At 71.1% G+C, this 20,338-nt stretch carries 15 protein-coding genes and 2 pseudogenes; 4 read left to right on the top strand and 13 right to left on the bottom strand.

Features of this window, described 5'->3' with window-relative positions:
• Positions 1-38 precede the first annotated feature (38 nt).
• The 7 genes and pseudogenes from AB0C38_RS27230 to AB0C38_RS27260 all read right to left on the bottom strand — a co-directional run bounded on the left by AB0C38_RS27230 (position 39) and on the right by AB0C38_RS27260 (position 6,734).
• Positions 39-1,236 (bottom strand): annotated as a pseudogene (locus tag AB0C38_RS27230) (integrase).
• 56 nt (positions 1,237-1,292) lie between these two features.
• Entirely contained in the window at positions 1,293-2,453 is a 1,161-nt protein-coding gene (locus tag AB0C38_RS27235; protein WP_360678307.1) for an alpha/beta fold hydrolase, read from the bottom strand.
• A gap of 2 nt (positions 2,454-2,455) precedes the next feature.
• Positions 2,456-2,713: pseudogene (locus AB0C38_RS27240) on the bottom strand (SDR family oxidoreductase); the annotation flags it as partial.
• Between the two features lie 41 nt (positions 2,714-2,754).
• Positions 2,755-3,678 carry a fumarylacetoacetate hydrolase family protein gene (locus AB0C38_RS27245; RefSeq protein WP_360678309.1) on the bottom strand — a complete coding sequence of 308 codons (924 nt, stop codon included), beginning with the start codon at positions 3,676-3,678 and terminating at the stop codon, positions 2,755-2,757.
• A complete protein-coding gene (locus AB0C38_RS27250; protein ID WP_360678311.1) occupies positions 3,678-4,616 on the bottom strand; it encodes a VOC family protein in 939 nt (312 codons plus the stop codon). Before AB0C38_RS27250 ends, AB0C38_RS27245 begins: the two co-directional genes overlap by 1 nt.
• Before the next feature lie 19 nt (positions 4,617-4,635).
• Positions 4,636-5,766, bottom strand: coding sequence for an FAD-dependent oxidoreductase (locus tag AB0C38_RS27255; RefSeq protein ID WP_360678313.1), 1,131 nt, complete (start codon positions 5,764-5,766; stop codon positions 4,636-4,638).
• 8 nt (positions 5,767-5,774) lie between these two features.
• A complete protein-coding gene (locus AB0C38_RS27260; protein ID WP_360678315.1) occupies positions 5,775-6,734 on the bottom strand; it encodes a cyclase family protein in 960 nt (319 codons plus the stop codon).
• A gap of 85 nt (positions 6,735-6,819) precedes the next feature.
• Here AB0C38_RS27260 and AB0C38_RS27265 point away from each other — a divergent pair, with 85 nt between their 5' ends.
• Entirely contained in the window at positions 6,820-7,764 is a 945-nt protein-coding gene (locus AB0C38_RS27265; protein ID WP_360678317.1) for a LysR family transcriptional regulator, read from the top strand.
• A gap of 129 nt (positions 7,765-7,893) precedes the next feature.
• Here AB0C38_RS27265 and AB0C38_RS27270 read toward each other — a convergent pair whose 3' ends face one another.
• The 3 genes from AB0C38_RS27270 to AB0C38_RS27280 form a co-directional block, all read right to left on the bottom strand.
• Positions 7,894-10,311 (bottom strand): phosphoketolase family protein, encoded by a 2,418-nt coding sequence (locus AB0C38_RS27270; RefSeq protein WP_360678319.1) that lies wholly within the window; start codon positions 10,309-10,311, stop codon positions 7,894-7,896.
• Between the two features lie 36 nt (positions 10,312-10,347).
• Positions 10,348-10,962, bottom strand: coding sequence for a CBS domain-containing protein (locus AB0C38_RS27275; protein WP_360678321.1), 615 nt, complete (start codon positions 10,960-10,962; stop codon positions 10,348-10,350).
• 64 nt (positions 10,963-11,026) lie between these two features.
• Entirely contained in the window at positions 11,027-12,136 is a 1,110-nt protein-coding gene (locus tag AB0C38_RS27280) for an acetate kinase (protein WP_360678323.1), read from the bottom strand.
• Between the two features lie 279 nt (positions 12,137-12,415).
• Here AB0C38_RS27280 and AB0C38_RS27285 point away from each other — a divergent pair, with 279 nt between their 5' ends.
• The 3 genes from AB0C38_RS27285 to AB0C38_RS27295 are packed head-to-tail and all read left to right on the top strand — an operon-like array spanning position 12,416 to position 16,477.
• Entirely contained in the window at positions 12,416-15,130 is a 2,715-nt protein-coding gene (locus AB0C38_RS27285) for an HAD-IC family P-type ATPase (protein ID WP_360678325.1), read from the top strand.
• Positions 15,131-15,159: 29 nt separating this feature from the next.
• The gene (locus AB0C38_RS27290; RefSeq protein WP_360678327.1) at positions 15,160-15,750 is read left to right on the top strand and encodes a DoxX family membrane protein; all 591 of its coding nucleotides are present in this window, start codon (positions 15,160-15,162) and stop codon (positions 15,748-15,750) included.
• Positions 15,751-15,793: 43 nt separating this feature from the next.
• Entirely contained in the window at positions 15,794-16,477 is a 684-nt protein-coding gene (locus AB0C38_RS27295) for a CBS domain-containing protein (protein ID WP_360678329.1), read from the top strand.
• On the opposite strand, the gene AB0C38_RS27300 is transcribed toward AB0C38_RS27295, so the two are convergent.
• The 3 genes from AB0C38_RS27300 to AB0C38_RS27310 form a co-directional block, all read right to left on the bottom strand.
• Positions 16,419-16,835 carry a hypothetical protein gene (locus AB0C38_RS27300; RefSeq protein ID WP_360678331.1) on the bottom strand — a complete coding sequence of 139 codons (417 nt, stop codon included), beginning with the start codon at positions 16,833-16,835 and terminating at the stop codon, positions 16,419-16,421. The genes AB0C38_RS27295 and AB0C38_RS27300 overlap by 59 nt on opposite strands.
• Positions 16,832-19,495, bottom strand: coding sequence for a magnesium-translocating P-type ATPase (gene mgtA, locus AB0C38_RS27305; protein WP_360678333.1), 2,664 nt, complete (start codon positions 19,493-19,495; stop codon positions 16,832-16,834). The genes AB0C38_RS27300 and mgtA overlap by 4 nt, the downstream gene beginning before the upstream one ends.
• Before the next feature lie 414 nt (positions 19,496-19,909).
• Positions 19,910-20,257: a helix-turn-helix domain-containing protein gene (locus AB0C38_RS27310; RefSeq protein ID WP_360678335.1), complete on the bottom strand. Its 348-nt coding sequence runs from the start codon at positions 20,255-20,257 to the stop codon at positions 19,910-19,912.
• Between the last annotated feature and the right edge of the window lie 81 nt (positions 20,258-20,338).

Here is a 20,338-nt window from a genome sequence, read left to right on the forward strand (position 1 = left end):
AGGTCTGAAGCCCTGTCCCTCTCCGGAGGGGCAGGGCTTCAGTCGTCAGATGGCGCCGATCCGGCGATGGCGCGCCTGGATCGCAGGTGCGGGAACCAGGACACCAGCTTCGCCCGCTCCCCCCGGATACAGCGCAGCCAGCGCTCCGCCAGGACATCCAGGATCTGGTTCACCATCGCGGGCGTCACGTGGTCGTAGACCCGCGCGATGCCCTTCATCTTCTGGCCCAGCCGCGCCCGCCGCGACCTCCGGGATCCCGTCCTCGGTCAGCCACATGCTGTGGGTGTGCCTGCCTTCGTGAAAGGTGGAGGTCGGCAGGATCGGCGGACGCCGCTCCCCCGCGCCGGCGTCGCCCAGCTCGACGCCGTCCCACGCCGGGCGCCAGAAACCGGATCCGGAAGTTCGACCGCCGCCGCGGATGCCCCTCCGGCGTGGACAGCACGAACGGGTCGCGGTGGCTCTCCATCAGCTCCTCGTAGAGCACCGCAATACCAGGCGGCAGCGCCACGAACCTAGTCCCCGCAGGAGTTTTCGTCCGGCCGTTCTTCGGCCGGGAGTTCCCCCGCCTCGTCGGCGGACGCTGGCGGCCATCTGAGTGATGATCATCACTCTGCCGGCCTCCTTTGTAGACCTCCCCACCGACTTCCTTCAGCGGCGTCCGGATCTCGATGCCGCGCCGCTCGGAGTCGTACTCGTGCCGCCGCTGCCCGACAAGTTCACCCCATCGGGCGCGCCGGTATAGAAATTCATCAGGCACAACACGAACCCCGACATCCCGAGACCCAGCTCGTAGAGCCGCATCGCGGCCCGCAACGCCTGTGCCGGAGTGGCCACCAGCCGCTCGGCGTCGAACTCCCCGTTGGACACCCGGACACCGCTGCACGGGTTGGCCGGGATCATCCGGGCCCGCACGACTCCGTTGAGGATGGTCGAGAACAACGCGAAGTACGACGACACCGACGACTCGGCGAACTCATCGTGCAACTCCGAGAGCCAGCGCTCGATCTCGACATACCCATTGAAGATCGCGACCAACGGCCACGCCCGCCACTGCGGCAGCAACTGGTTGTCCAAGAACGACCGATACTTCGCAACCGTGTTCAACTCCAGCCGCGGAGACACCGCATCGAGCCACTCTTCAGCGAAGTCATCGAACCGAGTCTCGCCGTCGCGGGGGTCCAGCCCGGCGCACAGGACGCCGCGGTAAGCGCGGAAGCGGTCGCACACGCCGTCCATGGTCAGCCGGCCGCCGCAATGGCGACGTCCTCAGATACGCACGTACGTTCACCGCTTCACTGTCGAATGGCGGCGAAGGCATCAGCCACCCAGTCGGCGATATAAGTGCTCACGTGCGGAAGGTGGTCGAGTCCGATGTGCTCGGTCGCCCCTTCTTCCGGGGTGAATACGCGCAGTTCGCGCCGGGGCGAGTTGACTGCCTGGTCGTAGGAGCGGTGCGCGTACTCGAGCGGGATCTGGCGGTCCTTTTCGCCGTGGGCGATGAGGAACGGCACGGTGATCTTGTCGACCACGCCGTCGAGGTGGACATCGTCGGCGAAAGCGATGAACGAGTCGAGGTCGTCGTGTCCCCACACCCAGAGGACGTGCTCCCAGTAGTGCGGCACCGGCCGCTCGCCCTCGCGTTCGAGGCGGCGGCGCTGCACCGCTCCCCAGTTGTGGTTGGCTCCCCAGGCGACACACAGCGCGAATCGCTTCTCGAACGCCGCAGCCCTCGGGGCGAAGTAGCCTCCGAGCGACCAGCCCACGATCCCGATCCGCGCCGGGTCGACGTCGGCACGCTGTTCGAGCCAGTCCACGGCGGCGCCGGCCCATACCTCGCTGTCGATCCGGGCCGTGATCCCTTGGAGCCGCAACGCTTCGCCGGTACCGGGCTGGTCCAGCATCAAGCACGAGATGCCGCGGGCGGCCAGCTCCTCCCAGTGCGCCGACCCGTACATGTGCTCCTTGGTGGAGTCCAGGCCGTTGACCAGCACCACGACCGGCGCCGGACCGTCGTCCGTGGCCGGTGCAGCACTGAAGTAGGCGGGCAGGGTCGTCCCCTCGTAAGGGATCGCCACCCGGGAGACGCGCGGGTCGCGCAGGTCGAACGCCTTCTGCACCAGGGCCAGGACGCGGCGGTAGGTGGGCAGCCGATCGGGGTTCGAGTGCGCGAGCATGCGCTCGGCCTGGCAGAGGTAGTTGGTGGCGCGGAAGTACAGCTGGCCGGCAGTGCGCTCGTGCCCGGCTTTCTCCGCGGCTTCAGCCTGGGTGACGAGCTGGTCGGTCAGGGCGGTCCAGGCTCGCAGGAAGTCCGGGGTGCCGGCGTCGGATCCCTGCGCGGCGGCCTCTCGGATGGGGCGGCAGGCACGGTCGATCTCGTCGATCAGACCGCCGGAGTTGAGCGCGGCGACCACGCCGAGGCTCCAGACGTAGTTGCCGGGGAAGTACTCGAACACGGTCAGGTCCTTTCAGGAGGGGCAGCGGGCCGCACGGCGTCGCTGATCGACTTGACGCCGCCGTGAGCGGTCAGGCCGCCGTCGACGGGGATTTCTGCACCGGTGATGAACGACGCCTCGTCGCTGAGCAGGAAAGCGACGAGCGGAGCGACCTCGTCGGCTGTGCCGGTACGGCCGAGTGGTGTCTCGGCGAGGTCGGCTGTGCGGAACGCGGACGCACCGAACGCCGTCATCGGCGTCTCGACGTAGCCGGGATGGACGGTGTCCCAGCCGTGGGCGTCGGTCACGACGCCCCGCCCGCTCATGCCGGACGTTTCCGCGCCCGGGATCGCGAGCGTGCCGGACGCACCGTCGGCAGCACCAGTCCGGGTACGACGGTGTTGCGGATCGTCCCGATGCCTTCGACGGTCATCTCGACGACGTCGCCGGGCTTCAGCGGCGGTGGCTGCTGTTCGCCGCGCCGGCCCCACAGCTCGGCCAGGCAGCCGCCGTTACCGCACGTTCCGGAGCCCAGGACGTCGCCGGCCCGGACCCGGGTGCCGCGAGCGGCGTAGGCGACCAGCTCCTCGAACGGCCAGCCCATGTTGGACAACAGGTCCTGGCCCACTTCGACGCCGTTGACCGTGACACGCATGTCCAGCGCGAGGAAGCCGTCCGCGTCCCGGTACGGCTCCAGCTCGTCGGCGGTCACGAGCCAGGGCCCCAGCGTGGTGGCGGAGTCCTTGCCCTTGGCCGGGCCGAGGTTGACCCGCATCTCGCGGCGTTGCAGGTCGCGGGCCGACCAGTCGTTCATGATCGTGTAGCCGAAGATCGTGTCCGGCCCCAGCACGGCGGCGACCTCCAGCTCGAAGTCGAACGACCGCGACCCCGGCGGCACCGGCACGTCGTCGTGCGCGCCGACCAGAGCGGCGGGATTGGTGAAGTAGAACGTCGGCGCCTCGTACCATTCCGGCGGCACCGAGCCCGGGACGACCATGCCCTCGACGTGCTCCTCGAAGGCGACGAAGTCGCGGACGCTCGGTGGCTCCAGCGGCGGTAACAGCCGCACCTCGGCGAGGGGCACGGCCGGCCCGCCGAGAGCGGCAGCCCCGGCTTCGAGGGCGGCGGGCAGGCCGCCTCGGATCAGGTCGAGTGCCGTGACCCCGGCCGCGAAGGCGTGGACGTCGTCGCCGGCGACCACGCCCGTGTGCACGGTTCCGCCGTGCTCGTAGGTGGCGAAGCGCATCAGACCGGCGGGGCCACGAACAGGCCCTTGTCGGGGTCGTTGAAGGAGCGCGAGGCGACGAACTCGTTCATCGCGTTGGCCGTCCCCCACTGGTCGGACACCTCGGGCCGGGTGAAGTCGTAGAGGTGCGGGTGCCACGTGTCCTCGTCGATCAGCTCCAGCTCGGTGGTGTACTCGACGGTGTTGCCGTGCGGGTCGAGGAAGTAGCTGAAGGTGTTGTTGCCGGCCAGGTGCCGCCCGGGGCCCCAGATCTTCTCGACGCCGGCCCGCAGCAGCCGTCCGGTGCCGCGCATGTACTCGTCGATCCCCCGCATCTCGAACGACGCGTGGTGCAGCGACGGGTGCGGGCCGCGGGCGATGGCCAGGCTGTGGTGCCAGGCGTTGATGCGCAGGAACCACATCCTCCCGCCCATCCGCGGGTGCGTCAGGGTGTCGGACAGTTTGAACCCGAGGTGCCGCTCGTAGAACTTCCGCGTGCCTTCGGGGTCGGCCGAGTTGATCACGGCGTGGGACAGCCGGACCGGGACCGATTCGCCCGCTTCGATCTTCCGGTGCGCGCGGACCGCGACATCGGAACTGATCTCGATCGTGCGGCCTTCGTTGTCGAAGAACCGGAACCCGTATCCGCTGCCCGGGGTGTGCAGGGTGCGAGGCTCGTGGACCAGCGTGACGCCGGCGGTCGCCAGGCGCGCGGCCAGGGTGTCGACATCGGCGGCGGTGGCCACGCCGAACGCGATCAGGTCGATGCGCTTGTCCGCCGCCTGGCGCAGCCGCACGATGTAGTGCTCGGGCGAGCCTTCCGCGGCCAGGAAGGCGATCCCGGTGTCGGTGTGCTCGGTCGTCAGTCCCCACGCGCCGGTGTAGAAGTCCTGCTGGCGGGCGAGGTCGGGCACGGCGAGGTCGACGTGCCGCAGGTGGGTGATCAGGCCGTCGGTCATGGCGTTCCTCCGGAAGGGTTCAGGCGGGCTGGGCGACGAGGGCGGCGACGCGGCCCATCAAGCCGGGTACGTCGCCCTGTTCGTGGTCGAGGAGCCACTGGCCGAGCTGGTTCGACGCCTCGACGACAGCCGTCGCCCGGGCGACGCGCCGTTCGGTGAAGGCGTTCCACACCGTGTCGTCGAGGGTGTCGGCGCCGAGCAGGAGTTCACTGAGGACAGTCGCGTCCTCGAGGGCTTGCGCGCCGCCTTGGGCCAGGGTCGGCGGGCAGGCGTGGGCGGCGTCGCCGATCAGCACGACGCGCCCGCGGTGCCACGGCGCGGGCAGCACGTGGGTCTCGAACCACGTGTAGTTGACGCGGGAGGGATCGTCGAGTGTGGCGAGGATGTCGTCCCACGGCCCGTGGTAGGCCGAGGCGAGTTCGCGCATGACGGCGAGCCGCTCCGAGGGACTCAGGGAACTACGGTCCTGCGCGTCTTCGACGACGTAGGCGTAGAGCGAGTTCTCCCCGGTCGGGCAGTAACCCGCGATGTAACACGGGCCGCCGTAGAAGAGGTCGGTGCGCGTGACCGATGCCGGGCGAGGTCCGAAGGCACGCCAGATGCCCATGCAGGTCGCGCGGGTCGTCAGTTCGATGCCGAGCATCCGCCGGATCGTCGAGCGGATTCCGTCGGCGCCGACGACCAGGTCGTAGCGAGAGGCGGTGCCGTCGGAGAAGGTGACGTCGACGTGATCGCTGTGCTGGACCAGCGCGGCGGCAGTGAGTCCGAACCGGATCTTCGCGCCGGTCGCGGCCGCGCGGTCGTGCAGGATCCGGGCGAGGTCCGGACGCGGCATCCCCAGGGCGGCGGGCAGGTCCGGGCCGCCGGTGCGAGCGTCCGGGAGCTCGACCAGGAGGGTGCCGGCGGGATCGGGAGCGCGCAGCCCCAGGCTGTCGAACCCGTACCCCTTCGGCTGGACTTCCTCCCACACGCCGAGGGCGCGCAGCTCGCGCAAGGCGTTGCCCTGCAACGTGATCCCGGACCCGATGGCGGCGACGCCCGGCTCGGCCTCGACGAGGTCGACGGCGACTCCGGCGTTGGCGAGGTGGATCGCGGTGGCCGTGCCGGCGAGACCGCTGCCAACGACGAGGACGGTGGTGACGGCGGGCATGGCGGTCCTCACTTGACGGCGATCGGGGCGACCGGGGCGCCGACGGCGCCGGTCACGGGCAGCGGGTCGGCGGTCAGCCAGAACTCGTACGTCCCGTCGGCGGCGCAATCGGCCGCGAGGGCGTCGAGGTCCCACATCTCGCCGAGGAACAGCCCGATGTGGGGAATGGCGACCTGGTGCAGTGGCTGGAAGGCGTCGTCGAACTCGTTCGGCCGGACCTCGAAGCCCCACGTGTCGGTGGCGATGGCGGCAATTTCCTTGCGGTGCAGCCAGTCCGCCGTGGTGAACGACAGGCCCGGGGCCGGGCCGCCCGCGTAGTCGCCCCACCCTTCGCGCCGGGCGCGGGCGAGCCGGCCGGTCCGCACCAGCAGCAGGTCACCGCGGCCGACGCGCGCGGTCTCGCCGTGGGCGGCGATGGTGGCCTCGAGGTGCTCGGTGGTGATCGCGAACCCGTCGGGCAGCTCGCCGTCGTCGCCGATCACCCGGCCGACGTCGAGGAGCACGCCGCGGCCGGCGATCCGGCCGGCGGCGGTCTCGATTCCGGTGACCTGGTCGCCTTCGCTGGTGACGACGTCTCCGGCGCGCCGGCCGTTCCACGCGACGCCGTGGTCGAAGATGTGGCCGAGCCCGTCCCACTGCGTCGAGGCCTGCAGGGGCATGAAGACGACGTCGTCGGCGCCGCCCAGCCCGTGCGGGAAACCCTGCCCGCGCTCGGCGTCGAGGCCGGTGTCGAGCATCGTGTGGATCGGGTTGGTGCGCCGTCGCCAGCCCTTCTGCGGGCCGTCCGCGTCGAAGCGCTGCGCCAGCGAGAAGCTCGCCCCGCGCCGGACGAGCGCAGCTCCTTCCCGGCGTTTGGCGTCGTCCAGGAAATTCAGGGTGCCCAGTACGTCGTCGTTGCCCCAGCGGCCCCAATTGGAGCAGCGCTGGGCTGCTGCTGCGATCGCGCCTTCGGGATCGGTTCGGTCCACCCCTTCACTGTCGGGCCGGGCGCAGTATCAGGGAAGAACAGATCGGTGATGCACAGTATCGACCGCGTTGATACTGTGCCTCGCTGTGAACCTGGCTCGGCTGGACCTGAACCTGCTGGTGGCGCTCGACGCGCTGCTGCAGGAGCGCAGCGTGACGCGCGCCGCGGCGCGGATGGGCCTCGGTCAGCCGGCGGTGTCGGCCCAGCTCGCCCGGCTGCGCCGGCACTTCCACGACGACCTGCTCACCCGCGCCGGGAACCAGTACCGGCTCACCCCGCTGGCCGTGCAGCTCAAGGAACGCGTGCGCGTGGCCCTGTCCGGAGCCGAGCGGGTGTTCGCCGCCGAGCCCGACTTCGACCCGGCCTCCTCGACGCGCGAGTTCTCGATGCTCATGAGCGACTACGGGGTGGCGATGCTCGGCCCCGGCATCGCGGCCCGCCTCGCCGAGGAGGCGCCGGGCACCCGGCTGCGATTCCCCGCGAACACGCCCAGGATGGTCGACGCGGCGGCCCAGGAGCTGGTCCACGCCGACCTGCTGGTGATCCCGCACGGGTTCGTCGACGACCTGCCGCACGAGGACCTCTACCGCGACGAATGGGTCTGCCTGGTGGCTGCGGGCAACACCGCCGTCGGGGACGCCTTGACCGTCCGGCAGCTGGAGACCATGCCGTGGGTCGTGACCTACCACGGGCCGACGGCGTCGACGCCGGCCGCGCGGCAGATGCGCATGCTCGGGATCGAACCGCACATCCAAGTCGTCACCGAGACGTTCCTGACCGTGCCCGGGCTCATCGCGGGTTCCGGACGCGTGGCGCTGGTGCAACGCCGGCTCGCCGACGGGATCCCGGCCGAGCTCGGCGTGCGGGCGCTCCCCTGTCCCTTCGACGCGACCCCGCTCGTGGAAGCGATGTGGTGGCACCCGATGTACGACGACGACCCCGAGCACCGATACCTGCGCGACGTCGTCCAGCGGGCCGTCGCGGCGATGCTCGGCATCACCCCGGCTGATACCGGGCTTCGGAAGAAGTGATTTCCGCTCCGGCGTCGCGTTCCTGACACTTCTGCGGAAGCGATGCCGATCACCGGAGACCGGCCGCCCGCAGGCCGGAGGCGCCATGACCACGTCTACCTGGCCCGCACCGACCGAGACGCACGCCGGTCAGCCGGCCCAGGTCCAGCCGCGGATCTCCGGCATGTCCTCGAAATGTTCGCGGATGTAGCCGTGGTGACGGGCCAGCATGGCGTGGCAGTGCTCGGCCAGCGCCGCCCCGCCTTCGGGCACCCGGGCGGATCTGCGCAGTGCTTCGAGGACGAGGTGGTAGCGGCTCATCCGGTTGAGCACGACCATGTCGAACGGGGTGGTGGTCGTGCCCTGCTCGGTGTAGCCGCGAACGTGGAAGCGACCGGGGTCCGGGCGGCCGTGCAGCAGCTGGTGCACGGCGCGGGGATAGCCGTGGAAGGCGAACACGACGTCGGCGGTGTCGGTGAACAGCCGCTCGAACTTCGGTTCGCTGAACCCGTGCGGGTGGTCGCCGGGCGGGAGCAGGCCCATCAGGTCGACCACGTTGACCACCCGCACCCGCAGGTACGGGACGTGGTCGCGGAGCAGCCGGGCGGCGGCCAAAACCTCCAGCGTCGGCACGTCGCCGGCGGCGGCGAGCACGATGTCGGGTTCACCGTCGGCCGTCTCGGTGCCCGCCCAGTCCCAAGTGGACGCTCCCGCGGCGCAGTGCGCGGCCGCCTCCTCGATTTCCAGGTACTGCAGGTGTTCCTGCTTGTCGGCGACGATCAGGTTGACGTGGTCACGGCTGCGCAGGCAGTGCTCCGCGATCGACAGCGTGGTGTTGGCGTCCGGCGGGAACCAGACGCGCACGACACCGGGCGCGAGCGGGATCGCGATGTCGATCAGCCCCGGCCCCTGGTGCGAGAAACCGTTGTTGTCGTTGCGCCAGCAGGTCGAGGTCAACAGGATGTTGAGCGACGCGACCGAACGCCGCCACGGCAGGTCCGCGGCGTGCTGCAGCCACTTGGCGTGCTGGACCAGCATCGACGCCGACACCATCGCGAACGCTTCGTAGGTCGCGAACAGGCCGTGCCGGCCCGACAGCAGGTAGCCCTCCAGCCAGCCCTGGCACAGGTGCTCCGAGAGCACCTCCATGACCCGGCCCTCGGGTGAAACGTGGTCGTCGGTGGTGAGGATCGGTGCCTGCAGGCAGCGATCGGTGGCTTCGAAGACGGCGGCGAGCCGGTTGCTGGCCGTTTCGTCCGGGCAGAACAACCGGAACGTGCCGCCGCCGTCGGATTCCCGGGTACTGGCGCGGTAGACGTCGCGCAGCAGCTCACCGAACGGGCGGGTGTTGCCGTGGTGCACGACACCGGGCGCCGGCACGGCGACGGCGTACTGGGCGAGGGTGGGGATGTCGAGCCGTTCCAGCAGCCGGCCGCCGTTGGCGTACGGGCTGGCGGACATCCGCTTGTCCCCTTCAGGGGCGAGCGCGGCCAGCTCCGGGACGAGCCGTCCGGTGGCGTCGAACAGGCTCTCCGGGTCGTAGGACCGCAGCCAGCGCTCCAGCTGCCGCAGGTGCCCGGCGTCCTCCCGGACCTGCGTCAGCGGCACCTGGTGCGCGCGGAACGTGCCTTCGATCGCGAGGCCGTCGACGACCTCCGGGCCGGTCCAGCCCTTCGGTGTGCGCAGGACGATGGCCGGCCAGCGAACCGCTCGGAACGGCTCGGCCGAGCCGGTGCGCGCCTGCCGCTGGTTGTCCCGGATCCCGTCGTGGGCGGCGGCGAGGGCGGCGTGGAGTTCGGTGAACACGGCGGCGGGGTCGTCGCCGGACACGAGGACCGGGTCCCAGCCCTGCGCGGTGAGCAGCCCGAGCACGTCGGTGTCGTCGGCCCGGCCGAGCACCGTCGGGCCGGCGATCTTGTACCCGTTGAGGTGCAGGATCGGCAGCACGGCACCGTCGCGGCGGGCGTTGAGGAAGGCGGGGATCTTCCAGGATCCCGCCAGGGGCCCGGTCTCCGCTTCGCCGTCTCCGACGACGCAGGCCACGACCAGGTCCGGGTGGTCGAACGCGGCGCCCGCGGCGTGGGCCAGGGAGTAGCCGAGTTCGCCGCCCTCGTGGATGCTGCCGGGCGTCTGGACGCCGACGTGGCTCGGCACACCCCCGGGCGTGGAAAACTGCCTCACCAGCCGGGTCAGCCCGGCGACGTCGGAAGAGACGGCGGGGTACGCCTCGCCGTAGGTGCCTTCGAGGTAGGCGTTCGCGAGCAGGGCCGGCCCGCCGTGGCCGGGACCGGCGACGTAGATGCAGTCGGTGCCGGAGTCGCGGATGAGCCGGTTGAGCAGGGTGTAGATCATGGACAGCCCCGGGCTGGTGCCCCAGTGGCCGAGCAGGCGCGGCTTGATGTCCTCCACCGAGAGAGGTTCGCGCAGCAACGGGTTGTCCTGCAGGTAGATCTGGGCGACGGTCAGGTAGTTCGCCGCGGCCCACCACCTCAGGTCCAGATCCCGCTCGTGGTCGTCGTACGGCGAAGTCGTGGGCGTGGTGCCGGTCAGGGTCGTGGACTGCTGCATCGCCGTGGCCTTCCGAAGGCGGATCGGGCCGGCCGGTCAGCCGGTCGGGCTCGTGCCGGTCACGCGGACCGCGGTCACCCCAGGTACGGCCTGCGCCAGCACGGTCGCGACGTGCCGGTCGGTCTCGTCGTCGAACGCGTCCACGACCTCGACCGCGCCGTCGCGCACCTCGACGGTCCACCGCGCCGGCCCGCCGTAGATCGACAGCTGGTGGCGGACGTCCGCCGAAATGACGTCGTCGTCGCGCGCGAGCGCCCGGACGAGGTCGCGCCGGGTGACGATGCCGACGACGTGGGCGCCGTCGACGATCGGCATGCTGCGGATCCGGTCTTCGAGCAGGACCCGCACCAGGTCGACCACGTCGGTGCCCGCGCCCGTCCCGACGGCCGGAGAGGTCATCACCCCGCCGACGGTCCCGGCCGGCGGCTTCGGCGGATCGTCGGCGCCTTCGGCCGGGTGGTACCGGGCGTCGCGCGGGAACCGGTCCCGCACGAGGTCCGCTTCGGTCACCACACCGATGAGCCGGCCGTCTTCGTCGAGGACCGGGAGCGCGGTGAAGCCGTGGGCGGACAACAGGTTCGCGGCGTACTTCACCGTCATGTCCGGGGTCACCGAGACGACGGGACTGCTCATGATGTCGCGTGCTTGCATAGAAGTCCTCTTCCGTCGGGCCTGACGTTAGGCGCGCGCCCGCCCGGCGCGCTGCGGCCGTAGGTCACCGATCGCAAGGTCCACCGGCACCCGCGGCCAGGGCCAGGCTCGTCTGCCGGGCGATCTCCAGCCCCTCACGCGCGGCCACGACCAGCACCCGCACGGGCTCGTGCGCCCGGCCGACCTGCCGGTCGCCTTCGGCGGCCAGGCGGCCGGGATCGGCCCGCACCCCGAAGATCCCCAGGCCTCCGCAGAGCTCGGCCAGCAGGCCCGGCTGGTGTTCCGCGACACCGCCGGTGAACACGAGCGCGTCCAGGCGGTCGAGGGACGCCGCCATCGCGCCGATCTCGCGGCGCAACCGGTGCAGGTAGACCTCGATCGCGGTGCGGGCGTCCGGATCGCCGCGGTCGCGCGCGGCCAGCACGTCCCGCACGTCACCGCCGGTGCCGGTCATCCCGGCCAGGCCGCTCCCCCGGTCGAGCGCGTCGTCGAGCCCGGCGACGTCGGTGACGCCGGAGCGCAGCAGGTAGAGGAGCAGACCGGGGTCGACGCTGCCGGAGCGGGTGGCCATCACCGCGCCCTCCAGCGGGGTGAAGCCCATCGACGTGTCCACGCCGTGGCCGTCGCGGACGGCGGTCACGGAGACGCCGGAGCCGATGTGGCAGCAGACCAGCCGCAGCCCGGTGTGGTCCCGGTCGAGCAGCTCGGCCGTGCGGCGCAGGGCGGACGCACAGGAGAGGCCGTGGAAGCCGTAGCGCCGCAGTGCGTGCTCGCGAACCCAGCTCTTCGGCAGCGCGTAGCGGGCCGCGGCGTCCGGCATCAGCGCGTGGAAAGCGGTGTCGAAACACGCGTACACCGGCCCCGGCACGATCTCCGCGACCACCGCGGCGAGTTCCAGCGACAGCGGCTGGTGCAACGGCGCCAGCGGGGTCAAGGCGGTCAGTCGCGCGGTTTCCGCGCGGTCCAGCGGGACCGCGTCGGTGCTCAGGCCGCCGTGCACGAACCGCACTCCGGCCGCGTCGATCGGATGCCCCCGGCCGACCAGGTCGGCGAGCGGCTGCCGGGCCTGGGCGGCGGACGCGGCGCCGACGGTGGCCTGGTCGACCTCCCGGCCGTCGTCGACGACGGACAGCTTGACGCTCGACGAGCCGGGGTTGACCGTCAGGACCCGCATCGAGCACCGGCTTCGCGGACCCGGCCGACCGTCGACAGGCCGCGGTGCGGCTCGGCGATTCCCGCGAGATCGACGGGTGCCATGGGTGCTCCTCGATCGGCGGGTCGTCGCGCCGGGTCCAGGGCACTCACCGCGCAGCCTACGCGCCCGGTCACCGCCGTCGAGGAGCTTGAGGTCCTCGGACCTCGGACGTGGAGCAGTTCGGCCCTGTGCCCGGCACCACGCTCACCTGGACGATCGGGACGAAAGGTTCGCCAGAGCCGTCGAAGGGAACCGATCATGCGAGTGCCGGCACCGGCGCGGCCGGCTGAGCGGGTCGGCACCGCCGTCCGGGCACCAGCTCACGAACTCGACGCGGCCGAGACGATCACCCTGCTCGGGACCGACGAGCAAGCCGGGCTGACCGAAGCCGAGGCCACCTCCCGGAACGTCCACAACGGACTGAACGTGCTACCGACCGGCCGGGCCACCAGTGCGCTCGGCCGGTTCTTCCGCCAGTTCAAGGATCCGCTCGTCTACGTCCTGCTCGCCTCGGCCGCCGTGACCCTCAGCCTCGGCCAGCTGGTCGACTCGAGTGTCATCTTCGCCGTGGTGCTGCTCAACGCGGTCGTCGGGCTGCTCCAGGAGTCGCGGGCCGAGCACGCGCTCACCGCGCTCGCCGGCATGGTGAGCACCGAGGTCCGGGTGGTGCGCGACGGCGTACCGATCCGGCTGCGAGCCGAAAACCTGACCACGGGAGATGTCGTTCTCCTCCGCGCCGGGGACAAGGTCGCGGCGGACGCGCTCCTGCTTTCGGCGCACACACTGCAGATCGACGAATCCGCGCTCACCGGTGAGGCCGCACCCGTCACGAAGCTGCCCGGCGCGCTCCCCCGGGCCACCGCGCTCGCCGATCGGCGGAACATCGCGCACGCCGGCACCGTGGTGACGCGGGGCGAGGGCACGGCTGTCGTCGTGGCGATCGGCGCCGGCACCGAACTGGGGCTGATCAACCAGCTCATGACCGCCACCGGCGTGCCGACCACGCCGTTGACCCGCAAGCTGTCCGGCTTCAGCCGCCGGCTCTCCGTCGGCATCGTGGCGCTGGCGGTCGTCCTGTTCGTGATCGGTCTGCTGCGGGGCTACCGCGCCGGCGAGATGTTCACCGCGGCGGTGACGATGGCGGTCGGGGCGATCCCCGAAGGCCTGCCGGCCGCGGTGTCGATCGTGCTGGCGATCGGCGTCGTCCGGATGGCCCGGCGCGGTGCGATCGTCCGGCGGCTGCCGTCGGTGGAGACCCTCGGCAGCACCACGGTCATCTGCACCGACAAGACCGGCACCCTCACCACCAACCGGATGACGGTGACCACCGTGGTCGCCGGCGACCGCACCCACGAGTGGACCGGCGGCGGCCCGCTCGCGCCGGCGTTGCGGGAATGCCTGCTCACCGGGGTCCTCTGCAACGAGGCGCAACCCGCCGACGGCACGACCGCGGCGACCGGCGATCCGACCGAAACCGCCCTCCTCACCGCGGCGCGGGAAGCCGGGCTGGACGCCGGCGCGGAACGGTCCGCCCGGCCGCGCGTCGACGTGCTGCCCTTCGAGTCCGGGCGGAACCTGATGGCCACGGTGCACCGAAGCGCGGACGGCCGGCTGACCGGATACCTGAAGGGAGCTCCCGAAAAGGTTCTCGCCCGGTGCCACGGTCAGCTGCGCGAGGACGGGACCGTCGGACCACTGGCGGAGAGCCAACGGGAGACCGCGGAAGCCCTCGCCCGCCGCGGACTACGGGTACTGGCTTTCGCGACGTTCACCCCGGCGGGCGCAACTGCCTTTCCGGCGGGCGCGCCTCCGGACGAGCTGACCCTCGTCGGCTTCCAGGCCATGCACGACCCACCCCGCCCGGCCGCGGTGGCCTCCGTGGCGGCGTGCCGGCGAGCCGGGATCGCGGTCAAGATGATCACCGGTGACCACGGCGAAACCGCGCGGGCGATCGCCCGGAACTTCGCACTGGCCGACGGGGAACCGGTGGTCCTCACCGGTGCCGAAATCGCCGTCACCCCGGACGACACCCTCGCCGGCGTGGACGTGTTCGCCCGCGTTTCCCCGGAGCAGAAACTGCGGCTGGTCACCCTCCTGCAGCAGCGCGGCGACGTCGTCGCGATGACCGGTGACGGCGTGAACGACGCACCCGCTCTGCGCAAGGCCGACATCGGCGTCGCGATGGGCCGCAGCGGGACCGAAGTCGCCAAAGAAGCCGCCGACATGGTCCTGGCCAACGACGACTTCGCGACCATCGAGGCCGCCGTCGAAGAAGGCCGCGCGGTGTTCGACAACATCCGCAAGTTCATGGCCTGGACGCTGCCGACCAACCTCGCCGAGGGACTGGTCATCCTGGTCGCGATCGTGCTCGGCACCCAGCTGCCGATGCTCCCGGTCCAGGTGCTGTGGATCAACATGACCACCGCGGTCTTCCTCGGTCTCGCGCTGGCGTTCGAACCGAAGGAAGCGGGCATCATGGCCCGCCGCCCCCGCCCACCGGGCCAGGCGCTGATGACCGCCGACCTGCTCCGGCGGATCGCGCTCGTGTCGGTCATCCTCGTCGCGGGCTCGTTCGCGGTGTTCACCTGGCAGCTGGGAGCCGGGGCGTCGGTCACGGAAGCACGCTCGATCACGGTCACCGTGTTCGTGTTCGCGCAGATCGCGTACCTGTTCAGCTGCCGGTCCCTCGACCGGTTCCGGCCGACCGGCTGGAACCCCTGGGTGCTCGGCGGTGTCGCCGTCATGATCGCGCTGCAGGTGTCGATCCTCCACCTCCCGCTGATGAACGAGCTGTTCCACACCGCGCCGCTGACCGTCGGGAGCTGGCTGCTGGTGCTCGGCCTCGCCGCCATGACGTTCCTGGTCGCCGAGCTCGACAAGTTCCTCTGGCGTCCCCGGCGCCGCGGTCCCGGTTCCCGAAGACCTTTCGAAAAGGGGACTTCGGCACCAGCGCTGGTCCGCCCCGCGGGCTGATACTCCGGGTGACACCAGAAGGAGCCCTCATGTCCATCCGGGACCGCAGTCAGTCCATGCCGGAAACGTTCCTCTCCGGCCGGCCGGCGGGCGAGGCGGGCGAACCGGGTCGCCGCCCGGCGCTGGCCATCCTGCGCATCGTCCTGGGCTTGACGTTCCTGTGGGCGTTCTTCGACAAGACGTTCGGGTTGGGCTACGCCACGAGCTCGGCGCAGGCCTGGGTCGGCGGCGGGTCACCGACCCAGGGGTTCCTGGGTCACGTGCAGGTCGGACCGCTGCAGTCGATGCTCCGGGACTGGGCGGGCGCCGGCTGGGCCGACGCGCTGTTCATGCTGGCCCTGCTCGGTATCGGGCTCGCGCTGCTGCTCGGGGTGGGCCTGCGCCCGGCCGCCGTCGCGGGCACGATCCTGCTCGCCCTGATGTGGATCGCCGAATGGCCGCCGGCCCGCACGGCTTCGGACGGCACGGCCACCTCCTCGACCAACCCCTTGCTCGACTACCACCTCGTGTACCTCGTCGCGATCGTCGTGCTGGCCGCCTTCGCGGCCGGCGACACCTGGGGCTTGGGTCGCCGCTGGGCGAAGCTGGAGATCGTCCGGCGCAACAGCTGGCTTCGCTGAGCACCACCATTTCGTCCACAACGGACACCGCAGGAGGAACGCCATGCGCACCAGCACGACCGTCGGCCACGTCATGACCCGGGAAGTGATCACCGCGACGCCGGCCACGTCGTTCAAGGACCTGGTCGGCATGATCGTCACCGACCGCGTCAGCGCGGTCCCGGTCGTGAGCCCGGAGGGCGGCCTGCTCGGCGTCGTGACCGAAGCGGACCTGCTGTGCCGCCAAGCTCACCAGGACGACCACCTCGACGCGGCCTGCCCGCACTTCGCCGGCCACCTGACGCGGGAGGACTGGCGGAAGGCGGCCGCGCAGACCGCGGCCACGCTGATGTCCGCGGCACCGCGGACCACCACACCGGGTGCCACCCTGCCGGAGGTCGCGCGGCTGCTCACCACGAGCGGTGTCCGAAGGCTGTTCGTGCTCGAAGGTGCGCACCTGGTGGGCGTCGTCGCGCGGCGGGACCTCCTGCGCACTTTCCTGCGCACGGACGAAGACCTGCGGGCCGACGTCGATCACACCGTGTTCGAGGACGCGCTGCACGCCGACAAGAACAACGTGCTCGCGAGCGTCGAGCACGGCGTCGTCCTGCTGACCGGCCGGCTCGAGTACGAAGCCGACGTGGCCACCGCGGAACGGCTCGCGCTGGCCGTTCCCGGCGTGGTGGGGGTCAGGAACCGGATGGACTTCGTCTGGCAGGGCGAGGGCCCGCAGCACGCCGCCGGCTGACCGCGGGCCCGCGGAGCAGGTTCCGCGTGTGCAAGCCGACGGCCAGGACCAGCAGCGGTACGTGGATCGCGGGCAGGTTCCGGGCGAACCACCGCGGCAGGAAGATGTCGGTGACCGAGCCGTGGTCGGCGCCGAACGATTCGGCGACCGCCGTCAACGGACAGCGGAATCCGTTCGCCGCGAAGACGAGGCACTCGGCGGCGACCACTCCCCCGGCCAGTGCGGCACGCCGGTCCGATCGTCCGGTCAGCCCCGAGTACAGGACGTACGAGAAGCACGACTCGATGACCAGCCAGGCCGTCGTGTGCACGACCTTGATCGCCACGAGCACCCCGGCGTTCCGAGTCTCCTGCGTCATCGAAGTCCTCGCTGTGACGGTGTTCCGGCGTGGCCGGTCGGGTGCGCGGTGCTGAAGTAGGCGGCCCGGCGGCGCAGGTGACGGCGCGGGCTCGCGAGCCGTGGCGCGGTGGTCGTCGTGCGCACCATTCGGTAGAAGACGCGCTTGCCGGCCTCGATCAGGGCGAGGTAGCCCAGCACCATCCCGGCCAGCGCGGCGAAGAACCCGCCCGGCAACGGCGAAAACCCCAGTGCGGACGCGAGAGGTGTCGCGGGCAGCAGTGCGCCGACGGTCACTACGCCGAGGGCTCCCAGGGTCAGCGGCAGGCTGGGATGGCTGCGGAAGAACGGGATCCGCCGGGTGCGGATGGCGAAGATCACCAGCGTCTGGGTGGCCAAGGACTCGACGAACCAGCCCGAGCGGAACTGGTCCGGGCCCGAGTGGAACACCCACAGCATGACGCCGAAGGTGACGAAGTCGAACACCGAGCTGAGCGGACCGAAGAAGACCATGAACCGGCGGATGAAGCCGATGTCCCAATGGGACGGACGGCGGAGCTGCTCCTCGTCGACGGTGTCGGTGGGGATCGCGAGCTGGCTGGTGTCGTAGAGCAGGTTGTTGAGCAGGATCTGCGAAGGCAGCATCGGCAGGAACGTCAGGAACAGGGACGCGCCCGCGGCGGAGAACATGTTGCCGAAGTTGCTGAACGTGCCCATCAGCACGTATTTGATGGTGTTGGCGAAGATCCGCCGCCCTTCGGTGACGCCGTCGGCGAGCACGTCGAGGTCCTTCTCCAGCAGGATCACGTCGGCGGCGTCCTTGGCGACGTCGGTGGCCGAGTCCACCGAGATGCCGACGTCGGCCGCGTGCAGGGCGAGCGCGTCGTTGACGCCGTCGCCGAGGAACGCCACCCCGCCGCCGCCGATCCGCTGGACCCGCACGATGCGGGCCTTCTGCTCCGGGCTCACGCGGGCGAACACCGTCGTCCGCGTGATCGCGTCGGCGAGCTGAGTGTCGTCGAGGCCGTCGAGGTCGGCCCCCGCCAGCGCGGCGCCATCGCCGAGTCCGAGGTCGTGGCACACCTTCGCCGCGACCGCGGAGTTGTCGCCGGTGACGACCTTGACCGCGATGCCCAGCTCGGCCAGCCGCCGCAGGGACCGCGCGGCGTCGTGCTTGGGCGGGTCGAGGAACACCAGGAACCCGAGCAGCACCAGGCCCTGTTCGTCCGCGGGCACCGGTGGTTTCCCGCCGGTGAACGGCCGCATGGCCACGGCGACGACCCGGTTGCCCGCGGCGAACTCGGCGTCCAGGGCCTGCCGCGCGCCGGGCGGGACTCCGGTGCAGCGATCCAGCACCGTCTCCGGAGCGCCTTTGGTCACCAGGAGGGTGTGGCCCGCCGGGTCACCGGCGACGACGGAGACCATGCGCCGTTCGTGGTCGAAGGGCAGCACGCCCAGCGTGGTGTAACCGGCGAGCGCGGTCCGCTGCGCCACCGAGGCCGGTGATCCCCACAGCGCCTGGTCCAGCGGGTTGCCGCCGACGGAGCCGGTGTTTTCGGTGCAGAGCAGTCCCCAGCGCAGTACTTCGCCGGCATCCCCGCCGCCCGCCGGGACGGCCCGCATGTAGTCGATGCGGCCGAGGGTGAGGGTGCCGGTCTTGTCGGTGAACAGCACGTCGACGTTGCCCAGGTCCTCGATGCACACCAGCCGCTTGACGAGCACCTTGCGCCGGCTCATCCGGCGCGACCCGGCGGCGAGACTCGTCGACACGACCGCGGGCAGCAGCTGCGGGGTGATGCCGACCGCGATCGCGAGCGAGAACAGCAGCGCGTCGAGGATCGGCTTGTGCAGCACCACGTTGACCGCGAAGATCGACGTCGTCAGCGCGCCGGCGACGTAGACCAGCAGCATCGAAAACTTCCGCAGCCCCACCTGGAACTCGGTGTCGAGCTGGTGGGTGCCCAGGCCGGCCGCGATCGCGCCGAACCCGGTGCGGGCGCCGGTCGACACCACGACGCCGGTGGCGCTGCCCGCGTGCACGACAGTGCCCATCAGCGCGCACCCGGACAACTCGGCCAGTGCGGTGCTTTCGGGCACGGCCGAGGTGTCCTTCTCCAGCGGCAGTGATTCCCCGGTCAGCACCGACTCGTCGCATTCCAGCCCGGTGACCGACAGCAGCCGGACATCGGCCGGGACGACGTCACCCAGCTTGAGCTCGACGACGTCCCCGGGCACCAGCGCCGTCACGTCCACCCGCACGGCGTGACCGTCCCGGCGCACCACCGTCTCGTGCCGGATCTGGGTGTGCAGGGCTTCCGCGGCCTTTTCCGCGCGGTACTCGTTGACGAACCCCAGCCCGACCGAGACCGCCACGATCACCCCGATGATCACCGCGTCACTGCGCTCGCCGACGAAGTAGGACGCGATGGCGGCGACCATCAGCAGCACCAGCAACGGCGAGCGCAGCTGATGCCAGAGCACCGGGACCAGCCGCGCCCGGTGCGACGACACCGCGTTCGGCCCGTACCGTGCCGACCGCTCGGCGACCTGGCCGGCGGCCAGCCCGTCGGGAGTGACGCCCAGCGCGGCCAGGACCGCCGCACCGGGCAGCGCCGCGGCGTGGGCGATGTCGAGGTCGGGGGCGGCCGGTCGCGCAGGCGCCGAGGTGGTGCGGGTGGTCATCGGCGCCTCGGCGTTCGCGAACGAGATTCGGATCGGCGAACCGGCCTGTGTGGCACGCCGAGAGGACAAGCAGCGCCGGGGTCCGAGGCACGATCAGTGTATCCCTGCCGGGGGCGCCGGGACCCGTTCACAGCGTGACCGCGACAGGTTCCGCCCGGATTCGGTCCGCCTCCGAAGGGTTTTCGTGCTCTGACGCACGGACGCGCCGGAGGACATGTCGGAGGGGGTTGCCGTCCGGGCGGCGGAGGACAGGAGGTGGCGATGGCCGAGAAGAAGGCCGCGGTGATCGTCGGGGTGGATACCCACCGCCGCACCGGGCCTCGAAGTCGAAATCGACGTGCGGCTCGGGCTCGCGGTCGACCTGCTGCCCGGGAGTACGTCGTGACCAAGCCGCACGGGCATCCGCGCTTCCCGTCAGTCTGCTGAGCTGCTTTCGGCATCGCGCCGGACCCTGTTGTGCTGCTGGGCTTCGTGGAGCTGGTCTTCGAGGGTGACGATGCGGCACGCGGCGTCGATGGCGGTGCCCTGATCGACCATCTCCCGCACCCGTGCGGCCATGCGCAACTGGTGCCGGGAGAAACGGCGATGCCCACCGGCCGAACGCTGCGGAGTGATCAACCCGGCCTCGCCCAGACTGCGCAGGAAACCTTGCGTCGTGCCGAGCATCTCGGCGGCCCGGCCCATCGTGTAGGCGGGGTAGTGCTCGTCGTCGAACTTGTCGGCTCCGCTGGGCGTGCCGGGTCCTTGCTGGTCAGGAATCATTCCACCTCCACATCACGAAGGACCCCGGGTGCCACTGCGGCACCCGGGGTCCTCAAGGGTTGGTTTCACCATTGTCAACCG

The sequence above is a fragment of the Amycolatopsis sp. NPDC048633 genome (assembly GCF_040650695.1).
Lineage (GTDB): Bacteria > Actinomycetota > Actinomycetes > Mycobacteriales > Pseudonocardiaceae > Amycolatopsis.

Coding starts and splice junctions, on each gene's coding strand:
- AB0C38_RS27290 (WP_360678327.1), top strand. CDS start 15,160: ATGTCCATCCGGGACCGCAGTCAGTCCATGCCGGAAACGTTCCTCTCC.
- AB0C38_RS27280 (WP_360678323.1), bottom strand. CDS start 12,136: ATGCGGGTCCTGACGGTCAACCCCGGCTCGTCGAGCGTCAAGCTGTCC.
- AB0C38_RS27245 (WP_360678309.1), bottom strand. CDS start 3,678: ATGCGCTTCGCCACCTACGAGCACGGCGGAACCGTGCACACGGGCGTG.
- AB0C38_RS27250 (WP_360678311.1), bottom strand. CDS start 4,616: ATGACCGACGGCCTGATCACCCACCTGCGGCACGTCGACCTCGCCGTG.
- AB0C38_RS27255 (WP_360678313.1), bottom strand. CDS start 5,766: ATGCCCGCCGTCACCACCGTCCTCGTCGTTGGCAGCGGTCTCGCCGGC.
- AB0C38_RS27300 (WP_360678331.1), bottom strand. CDS start 16,835: ATGACGCAGGAGACTCGGAACGCCGGGGTGCTCGTGGCGATCAAGGTC.
- AB0C38_RS27295 (WP_360678329.1), top strand. CDS start 15,794: ATGCGCACCAGCACGACCGTCGGCCACGTCATGACCCGGGAAGTGATC.
- AB0C38_RS27270 (WP_360678319.1), bottom strand. CDS start 10,311: ATGCAGCAGTCCACGACCCTGACCGGCACCACGCCCACGACTTCGCCG.
- AB0C38_RS27275 (WP_360678321.1), bottom strand. CDS start 10,962: ATGCAAGCACGCGACATCATGAGCAGTCCCGTCGTCTCGGTGACCCCG.
- mgtA (WP_360678333.1), bottom strand. CDS start 19,495: ATGACCACCCGCACCACCTCGGCGCCTGCGCGACCGGCCGCCCCCGAC.
- AB0C38_RS27310 (WP_360678335.1), bottom strand. CDS start 20,257: ATGATTCCTGACCAGCAAGGACCCGGCACGCCCAGCGGAGCCGACAAG.
- AB0C38_RS27285 (WP_360678325.1), top strand. CDS start 12,416: ATGCGAGTGCCGGCACCGGCGCGGCCGGCTGAGCGGGTCGGCACCGCC.